The 15,646-nt window shown below is 69.9% G+C and carries 15 protein-coding genes; 8 read left to right on the top strand and 7 right to left on the bottom strand.

Annotated features, from left to right (window positions below; all coding sequences use genetic code 11):
* Positions 1-5: 5 nt before the first annotated feature.
* Positions 6-677 carry a lysophospholipid acyltransferase family protein gene (locus tag D472_RS0100785; protein WP_017602594.1) on the bottom strand — a complete coding sequence of 224 codons (672 nt, stop codon included), beginning with the start codon at positions 675-677 and terminating at the stop codon, positions 6-8.
* Positions 678-981: 304 nt separating this feature from the next.
* Positions 982-1,905 (bottom strand): threonine/serine dehydratase, encoded by a 924-nt coding sequence (locus D472_RS0100790; RefSeq protein ID WP_017602595.1) that lies wholly within the window; start codon positions 1,903-1,905, stop codon positions 982-984.
* 133 nt (positions 1,906-2,038) lie between these two features.
* Between D472_RS0100790 and D472_RS0100795 the strand changes: the two genes are divergently transcribed.
* Positions 2,039-2,977 (top strand): LysR family transcriptional regulator, encoded by a 939-nt coding sequence (locus D472_RS0100795; RefSeq protein ID WP_033302848.1) that lies wholly within the window; start codon positions 2,039-2,041, stop codon positions 2,975-2,977.
* Positions 2,978-3,335: 358 nt separating this feature from the next.
* Positions 3,336-3,506 (top strand): VOC family protein, encoded by a 171-nt coding sequence (locus tag D472_RS28915; protein ID WP_239642884.1) that lies wholly within the window; start codon positions 3,336-3,338, stop codon positions 3,504-3,506.
* Between the two features lie 7 nt (positions 3,507-3,513).
* Here the strand turns inward: D472_RS28915 and D472_RS0100805 are convergent, their stop codons facing one another.
* Complete coding sequence (locus D472_RS0100805) at positions 3,514-4,146, bottom strand: trimeric intracellular cation channel family protein (RefSeq protein ID WP_017602597.1); 633 nt, start codon at positions 4,144-4,146, stop codon at positions 3,514-3,516.
* 211 nt (positions 4,147-4,357) lie between these two features.
* Between D472_RS0100805 and D472_RS0100810 the strand changes: the two genes are divergently transcribed.
* Positions 4,358-5,716 carry a dihydrolipoyl dehydrogenase family protein gene (locus D472_RS0100810; RefSeq protein WP_017602598.1) on the top strand — a complete coding sequence of 453 codons (1,359 nt, stop codon included), beginning with the start codon at positions 4,358-4,360 and terminating at the stop codon, positions 5,714-5,716.
* Between the two features lie 50 nt (positions 5,717-5,766).
* Here the strand turns inward: D472_RS0100810 and D472_RS0100815 are convergent, their stop codons facing one another.
* Positions 5,767-6,615, bottom strand: coding sequence for a siderophore-interacting protein (locus D472_RS0100815; RefSeq protein ID WP_026117251.1), 849 nt, complete (start codon positions 6,613-6,615; stop codon positions 5,767-5,769).
* 82 nt (positions 6,616-6,697) lie between these two features.
* Positions 6,698-7,699, bottom strand: a complete 1,002-nt coding sequence (locus tag D472_RS0100820) for an N-acetylglucosamine kinase (protein ID WP_026117252.1) — start codon at positions 7,697-7,699, stop codon at positions 6,698-6,700.
* A 159-nt stretch (positions 7,700-7,858) separates the two neighbouring features.
* On the opposite strand from D472_RS0100820, the gene D472_RS0100825 reads away from it, so the two are divergent.
* The 3 genes from D472_RS0100825 (at position 7,859) to D472_RS0100835 (ending at position 11,008) form a co-directional block, all read left to right on the top strand.
* Positions 7,859-9,088 (top strand): GNAT family N-acetyltransferase, encoded by a 1,230-nt coding sequence (locus D472_RS0100825; protein ID WP_026117253.1) that lies wholly within the window; start codon positions 7,859-7,861, stop codon positions 9,086-9,088.
* A 59-nt stretch (positions 9,089-9,147) separates the two neighbouring features.
* Positions 9,148-10,440: a GNAT family N-acetyltransferase gene (locus D472_RS0100830; RefSeq protein WP_017602602.1), complete on the top strand. Its 1,293-nt coding sequence runs from the start codon at positions 9,148-9,150 to the stop codon at positions 10,438-10,440.
* 115 nt (positions 10,441-10,555) lie between these two features.
* Positions 10,556-11,008 carry a nitroreductase family deazaflavin-dependent oxidoreductase gene (locus tag D472_RS0100835; protein WP_017602603.1) on the top strand — a complete coding sequence of 151 codons (453 nt, stop codon included), beginning with the start codon at positions 10,556-10,558 and terminating at the stop codon, positions 11,006-11,008.
* A gap of 4 nt (positions 11,009-11,012) precedes the next feature.
* On the opposite strand, the gene D472_RS0100840 is transcribed toward D472_RS0100835, so the two are convergent.
* Positions 11,013-12,071, bottom strand: a complete 1,059-nt coding sequence (locus tag D472_RS0100840) for an aminotransferase class V-fold PLP-dependent enzyme (protein WP_017602604.1) — start codon at positions 12,069-12,071, stop codon at positions 11,013-11,015.
* A gap of 95 nt (positions 12,072-12,166) precedes the next feature.
* Complete coding sequence (locus D472_RS0100845; RefSeq protein ID WP_017602605.1) at positions 12,167-12,706, bottom strand: MarR family winged helix-turn-helix transcriptional regulator; 540 nt, start codon at positions 12,704-12,706, stop codon at positions 12,167-12,169.
* Positions 12,707-12,997: 291 nt separating this feature from the next.
* On the opposite strand from D472_RS0100845, the gene D472_RS0100850 reads away from it, so the two are divergent.
* A complete protein-coding gene (locus D472_RS0100850) occupies positions 12,998-13,960 on the top strand; it encodes an MBL fold metallo-hydrolase (RefSeq protein WP_017602606.1) in 963 nt (320 codons plus the stop codon).
* 93 nt (positions 13,961-14,053) lie between these two features.
* On the top strand, positions 14,054-15,646 hold a 1,593-nt coding region (locus D472_RS0100855; protein WP_017602607.1), incomplete at its 3' end, for an FAD-dependent monooxygenase.

The following is a 15,646-nucleotide window of genomic DNA, read 5'->3' on the forward strand; positions in this document are numbered from 1 at the left end:
GGGTCTCACTCCCCGGCCCGGTGGTCGTTGTAGGTTCCGGCGCGTTCTTGGCCGGTCAGGTCGCCGATCGCCTCCATGATCCGGTCGGTGATGGCCCGACGTGCCTTGGCCGGGGTCAGGTGGTCGAAGCCGGTGGAGAAGTCCAACGGTTCACCGAAACGCACGGTGAAGGGGCGGGGGCGCGGCACGTTCGCGCCGATGGGCTGAACGTTCTGGGTGCCGCTGAGGCCGACCGGTACCACCAGGGCCTTGGACTCCAGTGCCAGGTGGGCCACGCCGGTGCGCCCCCGGTACAGGCGCCCGTCCCGTGAACGGGTGCCCTCGGGGTAGACCACGCAGGCCTCGCCCTCGTTGAGGCGCTCCAGCATCATCTCCAGCGACAGCATGGCGTCGCGACCGCTGCCACGACGTACCGGCATGGCGCCCAGGGCGCTGAACATCGTCTTGGTGACGTGGCCCTTGACACCGGGCGTCTCGAAGTAGTCGGACTTGGCCAGGAACCGGACCGGGCGGTGGGTCACCGCAAGGGGGATGACGACGCTGTCCACGAAGGACAGGTGGTTGCCTGCCAAGATGACGGGCCCGTCGGCGGGGACGTTCTCACGGCCCTCGATGGTCGGGCGGCACAGGGTCCGGGCGAGGACCGACGCGGTCTGCCGCAACGCACCGTAGAGCACGTGTTCTCCCAGGCTGGTGGAGGGTGGAGGGCCGCCACCAATGTAAGGGTGACCGGTGAGTAATACATGGTCCGAGCCAGGGAGAGTGTGATACCTCACCCGGCGAGGGCGGGACGGCCGAGAACGGGGGTGTGCGGGAAGGGGGCGGTTCGGTCCTCGCGCGAGCCGCTCCCCGCATCGATCCTTTCCGTCTGGGGGTCACACGGCGTCCTTCGGAGCACGTGTGTCACGTCAGGGCCCGCGACGTCGCCGATGGGTCGCGAACCCGAAGAAGCGCGGACCACCCTGGTGGTGAGGAGGTGGTTCAGTTCGACGGACGCCAGTCGGCGTTGGCTCCGCACACCACCAGACACGGGTTCTGGCCGGGCACACGCCCGGCCAGCCAGGCGGCGAAGGGCACCGCGGCCGCCGGTTCGGTGGCGATCCGGAACTCCTCCCACAACCGGGCCTGGGCGCCGATGATCTCGGCGTCCGAGACCAGGGCCGGGGTCACCGGGTGAGTGCGAAGCACCTCGAAGGGCACCCGTCCCAGGGTCGCCGCGCCCAAGGCGGAGGAGGCGAGCGATTCCACCGGGGTGGTGACCGGGTGCCCCGCGGCCATCGCCGCGTGCATGCTCTGGCAGCCCTGCGGTTCCACCCCCACCACGCGTCTGCCCTCCGCGCCCAGCCGCACCCCGGCGGCCAGTCCGCCACCGCCCACGGCCACGACGATGCTCTCGCATTCGGGGGCGTCGGTGGCCACCTCCAGGCCGATGGTCCCCTGTCCGGCGACCACCAGGGCGTCGTCGAAGGCGTGCAGGTAACGCACCCCTTCGGAGTCGGCCTGTTCACGGGCGGCCTCGGCGGCCATCGCGTAGTGTTCGCCCACTCGGACGATCTCGGCCCCGGTGGCCTCCAACGGTGCCGCCTTGGCCTGGGGCACCGTCTCGGGTACGTACACCGTTGCCCGCACTCCCAGGATCTTGGCGGCCGTGGCCACTCCCAACCCGTGGTTGCCGCCGGAGGCGGTGATGACCCGATCGGTGGGCTCGGCGCCCAACAGCGCGTTCAGCGCCCCGCGTAGCTTGAACGCGCCCGTGCGCTGGAGGTACTCCAGTTTCAGGGTGAGGGGTCGCCCATCCAGTTCGGTGCGCAGCACCGGGGTGCGGCGGATGTGCGGGGTGATGCGTTCTGCGGCGGCACGGACGTCGGTGGCCGTGGGCACTGCGGGTGCGGTGGTGGTGCTCATGGTTCCACTCTGTCGCTACCGGCGATTAACTTAAAGTCGATCTTGCTAAAGATCATTAAGCAGAACTTTGTGTCATTCTTTGTTCCGGGACCTGTTTCCGGTCCTGTGGCGATCGGGGAAGGGGGAGAGGCGGTTGTTGGACGCCAACCGAGTGAGGGTTCTGGTGGAGATCGCGCACGCCGGGTCGATCGCGGCCGCCGCCGAACGGCTCTCCTTCACCCCGCCCGCCCTGTCCCAGCAACTCACCAAGCTCGAACACGAGGTCGGCTGCCGACTGGTCGAGCGTGGCCGCACCGGCGCCACCCTCACCGAGGCGGGACGGGTCCTGCTCGAACACGGTGAGCGAGTGCTGGGGGAATTGCGCGACGCGGAGGCGGCCGTGCGCGAGGTGGCCGAACGACTTCCGGACCGTCTCTCCCTGGGTGCCTTCGCCAGCGCCGGCAAGGTCCTGCTGCCCGAGGCACTGGCGGTGTTCGGCCACGAGCACCCCCACGTGCGGCTGTCGCTGTCCGACATCGAACCGCCCGGCGGATACGGCCTGGTCACCTCCGGAGATCTCGACCTGCTCATCACCCACCGCTACCCTGGCGTGCCGCTGCCCCGCGCCGGTGGCCTGCACCGAGAACGCCTCCTGGTGGACCCGCTCATGGTCGTGGCCCCGGTGGGCCATCCCATCACCGACACCGAGATGTCCCTGGCGGACCTGGCCGACCAGGAGTGGATCTGTGGAGCTCCCGGCATCCACAATCGGATCAGCCTGGACAGTGCGGCCTCCGCCGCCGGGGTACGTCTGAGCGTGGCCTATGAGACCCGCGACTACGAGGTCGCCTTGGCCTTGATCGAGGCCGGCGTGGGCATCGCGCTCATTCCGCAGACCATCTTGGGCGCCGCCCGTGGCGGCGGCCGGGTCAGCCGGCCCCTGCGTGGTACGAGGCTGGCCCGAGAGATCTACACGGTGTACCGTCGGCGCCCACCCGAGCCGGTTCCGGCCATGCTCGCCACCTTGCGCCGCACGGCCGCCCGCTCCCTGCCCGGGGCGAAGAAGGAGGGCCAGGACGCCCACACGCGATGAGTTCGGCCCGGCAGCGGAGTCCCCATGGACGACGACGTCGACGACGAACCGTTGAATGGAGCGACCATGACGACACCCACCGGACTCCTCGTCCTCAGCCTGCCGATCGCCGACCGCAGGGAGTCGATGGTCTTCTACCGCGATGCCTTCGGGTTCGCTCCGATCGGTGAACCCGCCGAGGACGGCGTGCCCGAACCGCTCCAGTTCCGCCTCAACGACCAGGCCCTGCTCATGCTGGTGCCCACCGGCGGGGGNCGACCAGGCCCTGCTCATGCTGGTGCCCACCGGCGGGTTCGGTTGGCTCCTGGGCGAGGAGCGCCGGCTGGCCCCACCCGGTACGAATGAGTGCCTGCTGAGCATGGCGGTGCCCACCGAGGCCCACGTGGCCGAACTCATGGACCGGGTCCGAGCGGGAGGAGGCGGGGTCATCAGCGAACCCCAACAGCACCCCTGGGGCTACTCGGGTGTCTGTTCCGACCTGGACGGACACCTGTGGCAGGTCATCGTCCAGCCTCCGCAGGACTCCTGAACGGGCCTCACAGGGGTGGGGCGCCCGGCGGTACCGGTGCGTTCCACCGGTACCGCAAGGACAGGGTCCGCATAGCGAAGCAGGCCAACGCGCCCACCACCGCCACCCCCCAGATCGAGAGCCCGGCCAGGTCCCCGAGCACCACGACGCCCGCTCCGAGCATCGCCGGGATGGCGTACAGGTGGGAGTTGGCGCTGAGCACCGTCGGTACCCGGTTGAGCAACACGTCGCGGATGGTGCCGCCGCCCACCCCCGTGGTCGCACCCAGCAACACCGCCTGGAGCGGGCCGAATCCGAACTCCAAGGCCTTGGTCGCGCCTATGACCGCGAACAGGCTCAGTCCGGCGGCGTCGAACAGCAGGATGGGTTTGGCCAGATGGGTGAGTTGACGGTTGAGGAAGAACGCCAGCAGGCCCCCGGCCAGCGCGGTCGTCAGATACCGCCAGTCCTGGAAGGTGGCCGGGGTGTCGCCGAGCAGGACGTCTCGGATGATGCCGCCGCCCAGGGCGGTCGCCATCCCCAGGACCATCACCCCGACGATGTCCACCCGTGCGGTACGGATCGCCGTCAGCGCCCCGTCCAAGGCGAAGGCGAACACACCGAGCAGGTCGAGGATGAGCAGAACATCGAACGTGGACATTCGTGTGCGCCGAAAGCGGCGATTCCCTCCGATTCGAACCCAGTGACCAACGAGCATTAGAACACGAAAGCGCCCCGATTCCAGCAGGTCCGGGCTGTGAGGCGCCCCACGGGCCGTGGTACGGCGGGATCGGGGCGCGTGTCGGTCCCCTCCAGGGCCGGCCCGAGCCGCCACCATCGGAGCCAGGCCACCGAGTCGAGGGCGGGAACTCATGGAACACTTGGACGTGATCGTCATCGGGATGGGCCCCGGTGGAGAGGTCGTCGCCGGCAAGATGCTCGCCGCGGGCCGCCGGGTCGCGTTGATCGAGCGTGAACTCATCGGCGGTGAGTGCGGTTATTGGGCCTGCATCCCCACCAAGGTGTTGCTGCGCGGCCCGGAAGCGCGCCAAGAGGCCGCGGACGCCCCCGGCACCACCCGTCCCGACCTGGACTGGCCGGACCTGCGTGCCCACCGGGACCGGATGATCCGCGACCTGGATGACAGCGCACAGGTCGAGGGGTACCGAGAACAAGGCGCACGGGTGCTGCGCGGCGCCGCCAGGGTGGTGGGTCGCGACCCCTGGCGGGTGGCGGTGGGACAGACCGAAGTGAGCGCCGATCACGTGGTGGTGGCCACCGGCTCCAGCGCCGTGCGCCCGCCCGTGGACGGACTGGAGGATCTGGGACCCGGTCTGGTGTGGACCAACCGCGAGGCCACCACCCTCACCGAGGTCCCGGCCTCCGCCCTGGTGATCGGCGGTAGCGCGGTCGGTATCGAACTGAGCGGGTTCTTGGCGGGTATGGGAACCCGGGTGAGCATCGTGCAGCGCGGCCCCCGTTTGCTGGACCGCGAGGATCCCCGCCTGTGCGCACTGGTCACCGAAAGGTTCGAGGCCGCCGGTGTCGAGGTACGCACCGATGCCCAGGTCGAGAAGGTGGAGAGACGAGGCGAGGGGGTCCTGGCCACCTTGTCCGATGGTGCCCGGGTGCGTACCGACGTGGTGGTCCTGGCCACCGGACGCCGGCCCCGAGGTGATGAACTCGGCCTGGGCGAGTTGGGGGTCGAACTCGACGGGGGTGCCCTGCCCGTGGACCAACACTGTCGAGTGGCCCCGGGATTGTGGGCGGTGGGGGACGTCACCGCCCGTTCCATGTTCACCCACGTGGCCAAGTACCAGGGGCGGGTGGTGGCCGACAACATCCTCGGCACCCGGAGCAGGGCCGACTACACGGCGGTGCCTCGCGTGGTGTTCTCCTTTCCCGAGATCGCCGCCGTGGGCCTGACCGAGGATCAGGCCCGTGAACAGGGCCTGGACGTGACCACCGCCGAGGTCGACCTCACCCAGGCCTTGGCCCGACCCTGGACCTACGCCACCGACCCGGTCGGGCATCTGGGTTTGGTGGCCGACCGAGGCCAGGGGGTGCTGGTGGGGGCCTGGGCGTTCGGGCCGTTGGCCGCCGAGTGGATCCACACCGCGGCGCTCGCCATCCGCATGGGTCTGCCGGTGGCCGCACTGCGCGATTCCATTCCGCAGTTCCCCACCTTCAACGAGGGCTACCAGGTGGCCCTGGAGGAGCTCCAGATCTGAACCTCCAAGGCCCCGGAACGGTTCGGTGCCGCCGGGGCCACGCCGAGGCCTCAGGCCTGGAGGGCGGCGGCCTCCTCGGCCTCCACACTCTTGTTCCACTCCGCCTTGGAGGCCCGCCAGGCCTCGTCGTCACGGCCCAGGCGCCAGTAACCCGAGACGGACAGGCGTTCCTTGTCCATGCCTCGCTCCACGCGCAGCAGTCGGCGCAGCTCGCGTACGAAACCGGCCTCTCCGTGCACGAAGGCCTGCACGTGGCCGGAGGGCGATTCCCAGTCCCGCAGGGCCGGCACCAGTATCGAACCCACGGTGGCGCCCTCGCGGTGCAGCCAACGCACGTGCACGTTCTCGCCCGTGGCCAGCTTCTGTTCCTCGGCGGCGTTCTCCACCTCGATGAACGCGTGCGCCCGAGCGCCTTCGGGCAGGTTCTCCAAAGCGACGGCGATGGCGGGCAGGGCGCTCTCGTCTCCGGCCAACAGATGCACGTCGGCTTCGGGGGCCGGAGCGTAGGCGCCGCCCGGGCCCAGGAAACGTAGTCCGTCGCCCGGGCGGGCGTTCGCGGCCCAGACCCCGGCCAGACCGGAGTCGCCGTGGTGGACGAAGTCGATGGTCAGTTCACGGGTGCGCGGGTCCCAGTACCGCACGGTGTAGGTGCGGGTGACCGGCCACTCCGAACGGGGGCGTTCGGCGCGGATGGCCTCGATGTCGTAGGGCTCGGGGTCCCCTGGTGCCGGTGGTGGGAACAGTAGCTTCACGTAGCTGTCGGTGAAGCCCTGGGTCTCGAACGCGGCCAGCCCCTCACCGCCCAGCACGACACGGATCATGTGCGGGGTCAGCCGCTCCACACGATCGACCCGGCCGGTGTGCACGACCCTCTTCGGACGCGCCTGCCGCTTCGCCACGTCATCACCCCTCTGTGAGGTTAGGTAACCCTAACTGGAGACACAGTAGGACACAGCGGTTAAACCGGGCAAACCGGTGTCTTCAGATGGAGTCCGAGGGTTCGTCCGGATCGACCTCGGTGAACACCGAGTGCAATTCGGCGTCCCCTTCGTCGGCGCCGGCCCGCAACGCGGCCAGCCAGGCCGCGCCGCCGGCCGTGCATCCGGCTCGCGACACCGCCGAACCGGTGCCCAGGGTCAGCTTGCGGGTCAACGCCGCACGCACCGGCGCCGAACCCATGAGCACCCCGCCCGCGAGCACCACCGGTGACCGCTCACCCGGAATCCGCACCTGGTGCACCGACTGCGCCAGGTGTCCGGCGGCGGCGTTCACGATCACCTCGGCGGCGGGATCCCCTTGTGCGTGGGCGTCGCCGACCAACGGCGCGAACTCGGCCAACGAGATCGGCTCGCCCATGGTCAGCTTCCGGGCGAAGTCGCGCGCGTGTTCCTCGGGCCGGTGATCGGGGCCGTTGGGCCGCTGTCCTGGGATGACCCGTTTGGCGATGGAACGGGCCAACGGGCTGAGCTCGCCTCCCAGCCCCAACTGTCGTGCGGTCTCGCGGGCCGCCTGATGTCCGAGCCAAAAGGCCGACCCCTCGTCGCCGATCAGCCACCCCATGCCGTCCGCCGAGCGGGTACGACGCCGGTCCTCGATCCGGGTGGCGATCGCCCCTGTTCCGGCGATGAGGATGGTGCCCTCGCGTTCGGGGGTGCCCGAGGCGAAGGCCACCACGTCGTCCCCGAGGAACTCCTCTCCTCGTGGGGTCAACCCGGCCTTGACCAGGGCTCGTTCCATGCGGGCGTGGACGGAGCCCTCACGTAGTCCCGACACTCCGGCCAGACCGATCACGGTCGCCGCCACGGCTTCGCGGGCTCCGGCACCGGCCCGGTCCAGTGCGGTGCCGATCGCCTCGGTCAGTTGTTCGCCCGCTCGTTCGGGTCCATGCGTGTTGGGGTTGGCTCCGGCGGCCCAGGCCTGGCCGAGGCGCTCGCCGTTCAGTGTGCTCACCAAGGCCCGGGTGGTGGTGCCTCCGGCGTCCACGCCCACGACCAGCGCGGGGGAGGGGGGAGGGTTTCGTCGTGTCGTCACGAACAGAGCGTGCCCCGCCTCCGGCCGCCTTACTCGCTCGGACCCCTCGGGAAGGGAACTCGAAGGAGAAATCGGTGGCCTTGGCCGATGATTCGCTGCGAAAGTTCCGCTATGAGCACTGAATTCGTTTCCCACCCCGATTGGCCTGTTCGAGGCGTCACCCCGGAGGAGTTCCCTCGGGTGGTCGACGTCTACGCCGAACCCATGATCGTCTCCGCCGCCGAGGAACTGGAGAGTGAGAACGCACATCCGGTCGCCGAACACGATCGGATCCTGGTGGCGTTGGACGGAGACCGCATGGTCGGTACCGCAGCCGCCTACACCCTGGAGACGACCATGCCGGGCGGGCCGCGCACGGTCGCCGGGATCACCGGGGTGGGGGTGTGGCCCACCCACCGTCGCCGGGGCGTGCTCACCTCCTTGATGCGTCGCCAACTCGCCGACATCCACGATCGAGGCGAGCCGCTCGCCCTCATGTGGGCCTCCGAAGGCGCCATCTACGGCCGTTACGGCTACGGCCCGGCCGCACTCGAACTCTCCGCCTGGATCCGTGGCCCCTACGCCACCCTGGGTGAGGACGCCCACGACGATCCCGACCTGACCCTGGAATTGCTGCCCTCCGAACAGGCCCGCGATGCCCTGGAACACGTGCACCGGGCCGCTGCGGCCCACCGGCTCGGCCACTTCCGACGCGGCACCTCCTGGTGGGGACGCCGCTTGCGTTCCGGTGCGACCTGGGCCGCCGTGGTCACCGGCCCCCAAGGCCCACTCGGATACGCCCTCTACGATTCCGTCAACGGTTGGGCCGAGGACGGCGCCCACGCCGAGATCAAGGTCAAGGAGGTCGTGGCCACCGCCCCGGCCGCCCACGTGGCCCTGTACCGGCACCTCTTCTCCCGTGACCTGGTCTCCCGAATCTCCTTCGAGGCCCTACCGGTCGATGACCCCCTCCTCTATCTCATCAGCGATCGCAATCGCCTGGTGGAGAGCCCGGCGACCTCCCTCCGGGTGCGATTGGTCGACGTCGCGCGCGCTCTGTCCGAACGCCCCTACGCCGCCCCCGTGGACGTGACCTTGGCCGTCACGGACCGGTTCGCTCCCTGGAACCAGGGACGCCGACACCTGCGAGCCGACACCGACGGCGCCGAGTGCCGGCGGACCGAGGCCGCCCCCGACCTGTCCTTGGACGTGGTCCACCTGGGCGCGACCTACCTGGGACAACGCTCACTGACCGCCTTGGTCGAGGCCGGGGCCGTCCAGGAACACACCCCTGGCGCGGCGGCCCGCCTGGACCTGGCCCTGCACCAACCCCGCGCCGCCTTTTGCGGAATGGTCTTTTGAGGGGTGCGGAACCGAAAAACCGGTGGCCGCCGATACCCGTTTGCTGATAGCCATCACCTATGACGAAGAACCCACGGGCCGTACCCCTGACCGGATCACCACGCGAGTGGACGGTGCGCCACGGCGATCACGACGACTACGCCGAGGCCGCCCGCGTGTTCGGCGTGGCGTTGCTGTTGGACGAGGACCACGAGACGCTGCTGGAGCGGACGCGCCGTCTTCAGGACGCCGAGGGTTACGAGCGGGTCCTGTACGCGGTGGACGATCGCGAGGGCCGCGACGAAGTGGTCGGTACCACCAACCACTTCCCGTTCGAGATGACCATGCCCGGCGGGCCCACTTCCGTGGCCGGGGTGACCGCGGTGGGAGTGTGGCCCACCCACCGCCGCCAAGGCGTGCTCAGCTCCCTGATGCGCCGCCAGCTCACCGAGATCCACGACAGCGGTGTTCGCTACGCCGCGTTGTGGGCCTCGGAAGGGGCCATCTACGGACGCTTCGGCTACGGCGCCGCCGCGTCCGAGACCGGACTCACCCTCAGCCACCCCTACACCGAGCTACGCCCCGACGCCCCTCGGGATCCGAACCTGAGGGTGCTCCTGGCCACCCCCGAAACGGTCCGTGACGACCTGGCCCGAGTCCACCGTGAGGTCGCAGCCGGCCAGATCGGTCAGTTCCAGCGCTCCACGGCGTGGTGGGACCGGCAACTATGGGACGCCCCCGCCCGACGCCGAGGCAAGGGGCCCTTGATGGCCGTCGTCGTCTACGCCGACGACGTCCCGCTCGGCTACGCCCTGTACCGGACCAAGAGCGGTTGGGACGAACAGGGCGCCAAGGGTCAGGTGCACGTCGCGGAGTTCACCGCCACCACCCCCACCGCGCGGGTCGCCCTGCTGGAGCACCTGTTCACTCGGGATTTGACCCGCAGCGTCCACTTCGAGTTCCTTCCGGCCGACACCCCCATTCCGCACCTGGTGGTGGACCGCGAGCGAGCCGTGCTCACTCCGCATTGGTCCCTGTGGCTTCGCCTGGTGGACGTGCCCGGTGCGCTACGCGAACGCCCCTACGCGGTGCCCTTCGAAGCGGTCATCGAGGTCACCGACCGGTACGCCCCGTGGAACGCCGGCCGTTGGAGCATCAAGGCCGACACCGATGGCGCCCACGTGGAGGCCACCGAGGCCGCCCCCGACCTGTCCTTGGACGTGGCCCACCTGGGCGCGGTCCACCTGGGTCAGTTCCCACTCGCCGGATACCTCGACGCCGGACTGATCACCGAACACACCTCGGGCACCGTCACCCGCCTGGACACCGCCCTGCACCGTACCGACACGCCCTTCAGCGGCGTCGTCTTCTGAGCGACCTGGAAGGACACGAAGGGCCGCTACCGACCGGCATGTTGTGCCCGCGTGCCGGGTCCGGCCCGTGCCACCATCGGGGTGGCCTTCCAGCGACCCGACAGTCGGGAGAGACATGACCACGCAGATCCTTCAGGGCGAGTACCAGCCGAGTTCCTCTCAGTGGGTCCGAGAACAGGTGGAACGGTACGAGCGCACCGGTGGTCGTGAGGCCAACACCCTCATGGACACCGGTATGCCCGTCATCATCCTCACCACCCGTGGACGCAAGAGCGGCAAGGTCCGCAAGAGCGCCCTGATGCGAGTGGAACACGAGGGCGAGTACGCCGTCGTCGGCTCCCAGGGCGGGGCACCCGAGCACCCGGACTGGGTGCACAACCTGCGCGCCGCCCCCGACGAGGTCGCCCTCCAAGACGGCCCCGAACCCTTCCCCGCCCGCGCCCGCGAGGTCGAGGGCGACGAACGAGCCCGCTGGTGGGAGCGGGCCGTGGCCGCCTACCCGCCCTACGCCGACTACCAGGAGAAGACCGACCGCCACATCCCGGTCTTCGTCATCTCCCGGGCCTGAGCCCTTACCTCGGCGTCGGCAGGAGCTTCACCAGGTGGTCCACGTCGGCCTGGGTGTTGTACAGGTGGAAGGACACCCGCAGGCGCCCGTCCCGGACCGCCGCGGACACGCCCGCCCGGGCCAGGCGTTCGGCCGCGCCTTCCACGGCGGGCAGCGAAACGATCGCCGACCCTTGGCCTTCCAACCCGGCCTCGGCGCGGAACCGGTCGGCCAGGGCGACGTCGTGTTCGTGGATGGTCTCGACTCCCACTCGCTCGATCAGCGCCAAGGAGTGCTCCAGCGCCACCCAGGCCGGCCACACCGGTGGTAGGTCCAGCCGACGCGCCTGGGTGCCCTGTTCGAGGGCCGCCCCGTACAACGAGTTCCACGGCTCGGCCCCCGAGTACCAATTGGCCGCCAACGGGCGTAGCCGTGCCAGCGCCTCGGTGGTCCCGGACAGCAGCGCCGCCCCCCGCGTGCCCAGCAGCCACTTGTAGGCACCGCACACGACGTAGTCGAACCGGTCGTCGTCCAGCGGCAGCCACCCGGCGGACTGGGTGGTGTCCACCAGCAGACGGGCGCCATGGTCGGCGCAGGCGGTGACCAGGTCGTCCAGCGGGGCCAAGGCTCCGTTGGACGACTGCACGGCCGAGACCGCCACCAGGCTCGTGGCGGGGGCCACCTCCTCGGGCAGACGCTCCAGGGGGACCTCGCGCACGCGAAGGTCACCACGTGTGGAGAAGGGATGCACCGTGGAGCTGAACTCGTTGACGGCGACCAGGACCTCCGCCCCGGAGGGCAGGCTCGCGGCCACGGTGCCGGTGAACTGGGCGACGTGGGTGCCGATGGCGACCCGGTCGGGGCTCACCCCGGTCAAACGCGCGTAGGTGGCGCGGGTGCGTTCGATGCCGGGATCGGCCGCCGAGGGTGAGAAGCGCCCGGTGGCCACCTCGTGGGTGTGCCCTTGGAGGGCCTGTGAAGCCGGGTGGGGCGTCAGGCCGTGGGTGGCGGTGTCGAGATAGGTGCCGTGCGCGGAGAATTCTCGCTGGGCTCGGCGAAGACGTGCGTGCGCGGTCTGGTCCATGAGCGAAATGCTCACAGGGACGGGGTGCCGGTTCAAGGTCCGATCCGGCCAGGAGTGGGCTTTTTCCCCTCGTCGCCGGCCGTGGCGTGGGGCGGTCAGTTGCGGAACTTGGCCTTGGCGTCGGTGGATCCGGCCATGAGCTTGTTGAGCAGGCGGACCAGTTCGCGGCGTTCCTCGGGTTCGAGGGCCTGGGCCCACGCACTCTCGCGGCGGTTGTGCGCGCGGAACACGCCCAGGATGGCCCCATAGCCCTCCTCGGTCAGGCTGAGCTGGAGCGCACGTCGATCGTGGGTGGCGCGTTCCCGGGAGAGTAGTCCGTCGCGCTCGAGGGTGTTGAGCAGGGCGGACAGAGCGGCACGGCTCATGCCGGAGATCTCGGCGGTGGTCTTGGCCTCCATGGGGCCGGCCAGCCAGAGGGCGAAGAGCACTCGAAAACCCGGCCAGGTCCAGCCTCGGGGGCGATGGATGGAGGACTCCAGGTCGTAGACGACCATGCTGGTCGCCCGGTTGAGGGTCAGGACCATGCGCATGGCCTCGGCGTTCACGGAGGGGAGCTCACGTTCGGCCTTGTGCACCGCGTAGTCCACGAATGACCAGAAGGTGAGCTCGTCAGGGGGTGCGGTGTTGTGGGTCACGCCGAACAGCCTAGTACGCGGTTTCCCGCGATGTTCGCCCGCTCTTGGCCGGACCGTCGCCCGGCGCTTCCTCCCGCGTGGTCGTTCCCTCCAGGTGGCCCGGTGCCCGGGCTCGTCCTCTCGAAGCCGGGCTTTGAGTGAGAGTAGCCTGATCATGTGACCTGCATCACTTGACCGGAGGGCCCAGGTCCCTTGGCCCTGTGGTGTGGGGCACGTTATGGTCAGCTTCATCAAACATTTGATCATCTGGGTGGTGCGCGCCACCCACAACGACTGAAGGGTCCTTCGACCATGGCAGCCAAGCCGTTCGCCTCCTCCGCCGACACCGAGGCCAAACAGCAGACCCTCGAGGTCCTGGCCGACGGCGTCTACGCGCTCACCGCCGAGGGCGACCCCAACGTGGGCGCCATCGAGGGCGAGGACTTCGTCGTGGCCTTCGAGGCCCTGGCCACCCCCACGGCAGCCAAGGAATGGCTGGCCAAACTGCGTGAACACACTGACAAGCCCGTCCGCTACCTCGTGCTCTCGCATTACCACGCGGTCCGCGTGCTAGGCGCCAGTGCCTTCGACGCCACCGTCATCCTCACCCATGAAAAGACCCACGAACTCATCCGCGAGCGCGGCGAGGAGGACTGGGCCAGCGAGTTCGGCCGCATGCCCCGTCTGGCCAAGGACGCCGACTCCGTTCCCGGACTGACCTGGCCCACCCAGACCTTCGCCGACCGCACCACCATCGACCTAGGCGGCGACCGGGGCGAACTCGTCCTGGAGTACTTCGGTCGCGGTCACACCGAAGGCGACATCGTCGCCTGGCTGCCCAAGCACAAGATCCTCTTCGCCGGCGACCTCGTCGAGGCCCAGGCCGCCCTCTACACCGGTGACGCCTTCCACAAGGACTGGGCCGGCCCCACCCTGGACCGGGTCAAGGCCTTGGGGGCCGAAATGCTCGTCGGCGGGCGTGGCGCCGTCAGCCGTGGCCGCGCCGAGGTCGACGCCGCCATCGAACAGACCCGCAACTTCCTCCACGTGATGATCCGCGAGGTCGGCGCCGTCCACGAACGCGGCGGCACCCTCAAGGAGGCGTTCACCGCCACCCACGCCGCCTTGGTCGACGACTACGGTCACTGGCCCATCTTCGAGCACTGCCTGCCCTTCGACGTCTCCCGCCTGTGGGACGAGTTCCGCGGCATCGAACGGCCCGTCATCTGGACCGCCGAACGCGACCGCGAGGTCTGGGACCGACTGCAGGGCTGACCCACGCCCGCTGCGGGCCTTGGCTTCGCCCCGTGCTCGCACGCCCGAACCGTCCACCGCGCCCGTACGGGGCGCCCCACGAACGGAGTGACCATGTCCAGCCCCCCGGCGCCCCGCACCCCCCTCGACACCCCCACCGATCCCGTCCTGGTGCTCGGTGCCGGACCGGTCGGACAGACCGCGGCCCTGCTGTTGGCTCGACGTGGGGTCCCCGTACGGATCATCGACGCCCGACCCGAACGCGACGCCGTCGGTTCCAAGGCCATCTGCCAACAACAAGACGTCCTGGACGTGTGGGACTGGCTCGGCGGCGGCGTCATCGCCGAAGAAGGACTGACCTGGGACACCGCCCGGACCTTCTACCAGGGCCACGAGTTGTTCAGTGTGCGTCTACCCGACCCGGGAGCCTCCTCCCTGCCACCCTTCGTCAACATCTCCCAGTCCCGCACCGAGCAGGTCCTGGACGACCTCCTCACCGAGGCGGACGTGACCATCGACTGGAACCACGAGGTCACCGGCCTCGCCCAGGACTCCGGCGGCGTCACCGTCGAATGTCGCACCCCCAACGGCCCGGTCCGACTGCGCGGCTCCTACGCCCTGTCCTGCCTGGGCGCCCACGGCGGCGTCGTCCGCAAGGCCCTGGGCGTGGACTTCTCCGGCACCAGCTTCGACGACCGCTTCCTCATCTGCGACATCCGCGCGGACCTGGGCGACTGGGCACGCGAACGCCGCTTCTACTTCGACCCTCGATGGAACCCCGGCCGCCAGGTCCTCATCCACCCCTGCCCCGACTCGGTCTTTCGCATCGACTGGCAGGTGCCCAGCGACTTCGACCTCGAAGCCGAAGAGTCCAGTGGCCGCCTCGACTCCCGGATCCGCCAGATCGTCGGCCAGGCCCCCTACGAAATCGTCTGGCACTCGGTGTACCGCTTCCACACCCGAGTGGCCGACCGTATGCGCGTGGGCCGTGTCCTGCTCCTCGGCGACAACGCCCACCTGGTCGCCCCCTTCGGTGCTCGCGGCCTCAACTCCGGAGTCCAGGACGCCGAGAACGCCGCGTGGAAACTCGCCTACGTCCTGGCCGGCTGGGCCGACCAGGAATTCCTGGAGAGCTATCACACCGAACGCCACGCCGCCGCACTGGAGAACGCCGACGTCACCAGCGCCACCATGCGTTTCCTCGTCCCCCGGAGCGAGGACGAACACCGAACGCGACTGGAGGTGCTCCAAAGCGCCCTCACCGACCCCGGGGCCCACCCGAAGGTGGACTCCGGGCGCCTGGCCGAACCGTTCTGGTACTGCGACTCCGAGCTCACCACCCCCTGCCCCGAACGCCCCTTCGGTGGCCGGCCCCCGCGTGGACAGGCCCCCACCCCCTGCCCCGGCGTGGTCCTGCCCGACACCCCCTTGGCCCTACCGGACCGACCCGACCTGACCCGCCTGCGCTCCCTGCTTCGCGAGGGCCTGACCCTGCTCCTGGGCGCGGCCCCCGAGGGCACCGACGCCCGAGCCCTGCGCGTCGGCGTGCACGCCATCGCCACCGAGACCACCCCCGCCCCGGTCACCACGCTCCACCTGGCCGACGTCGATCCCACCGGCGCCCTGGGCCGTGCCCTGGCCCCCGAACCGGGTCAGGTGTGGCTGGTCCGCCCCGACGCCCACGTCGCCGCCGTGATCGACGGCACC

This window comes from Nocardiopsis alkaliphila YIM 80379 (genome assembly GCF_000341005.1).
GTDB classification, from domain to species: domain Bacteria; phylum Actinomycetota; class Actinomycetes; order Streptosporangiales; family Streptosporangiaceae; genus Nocardiopsis; species Nocardiopsis alkaliphila.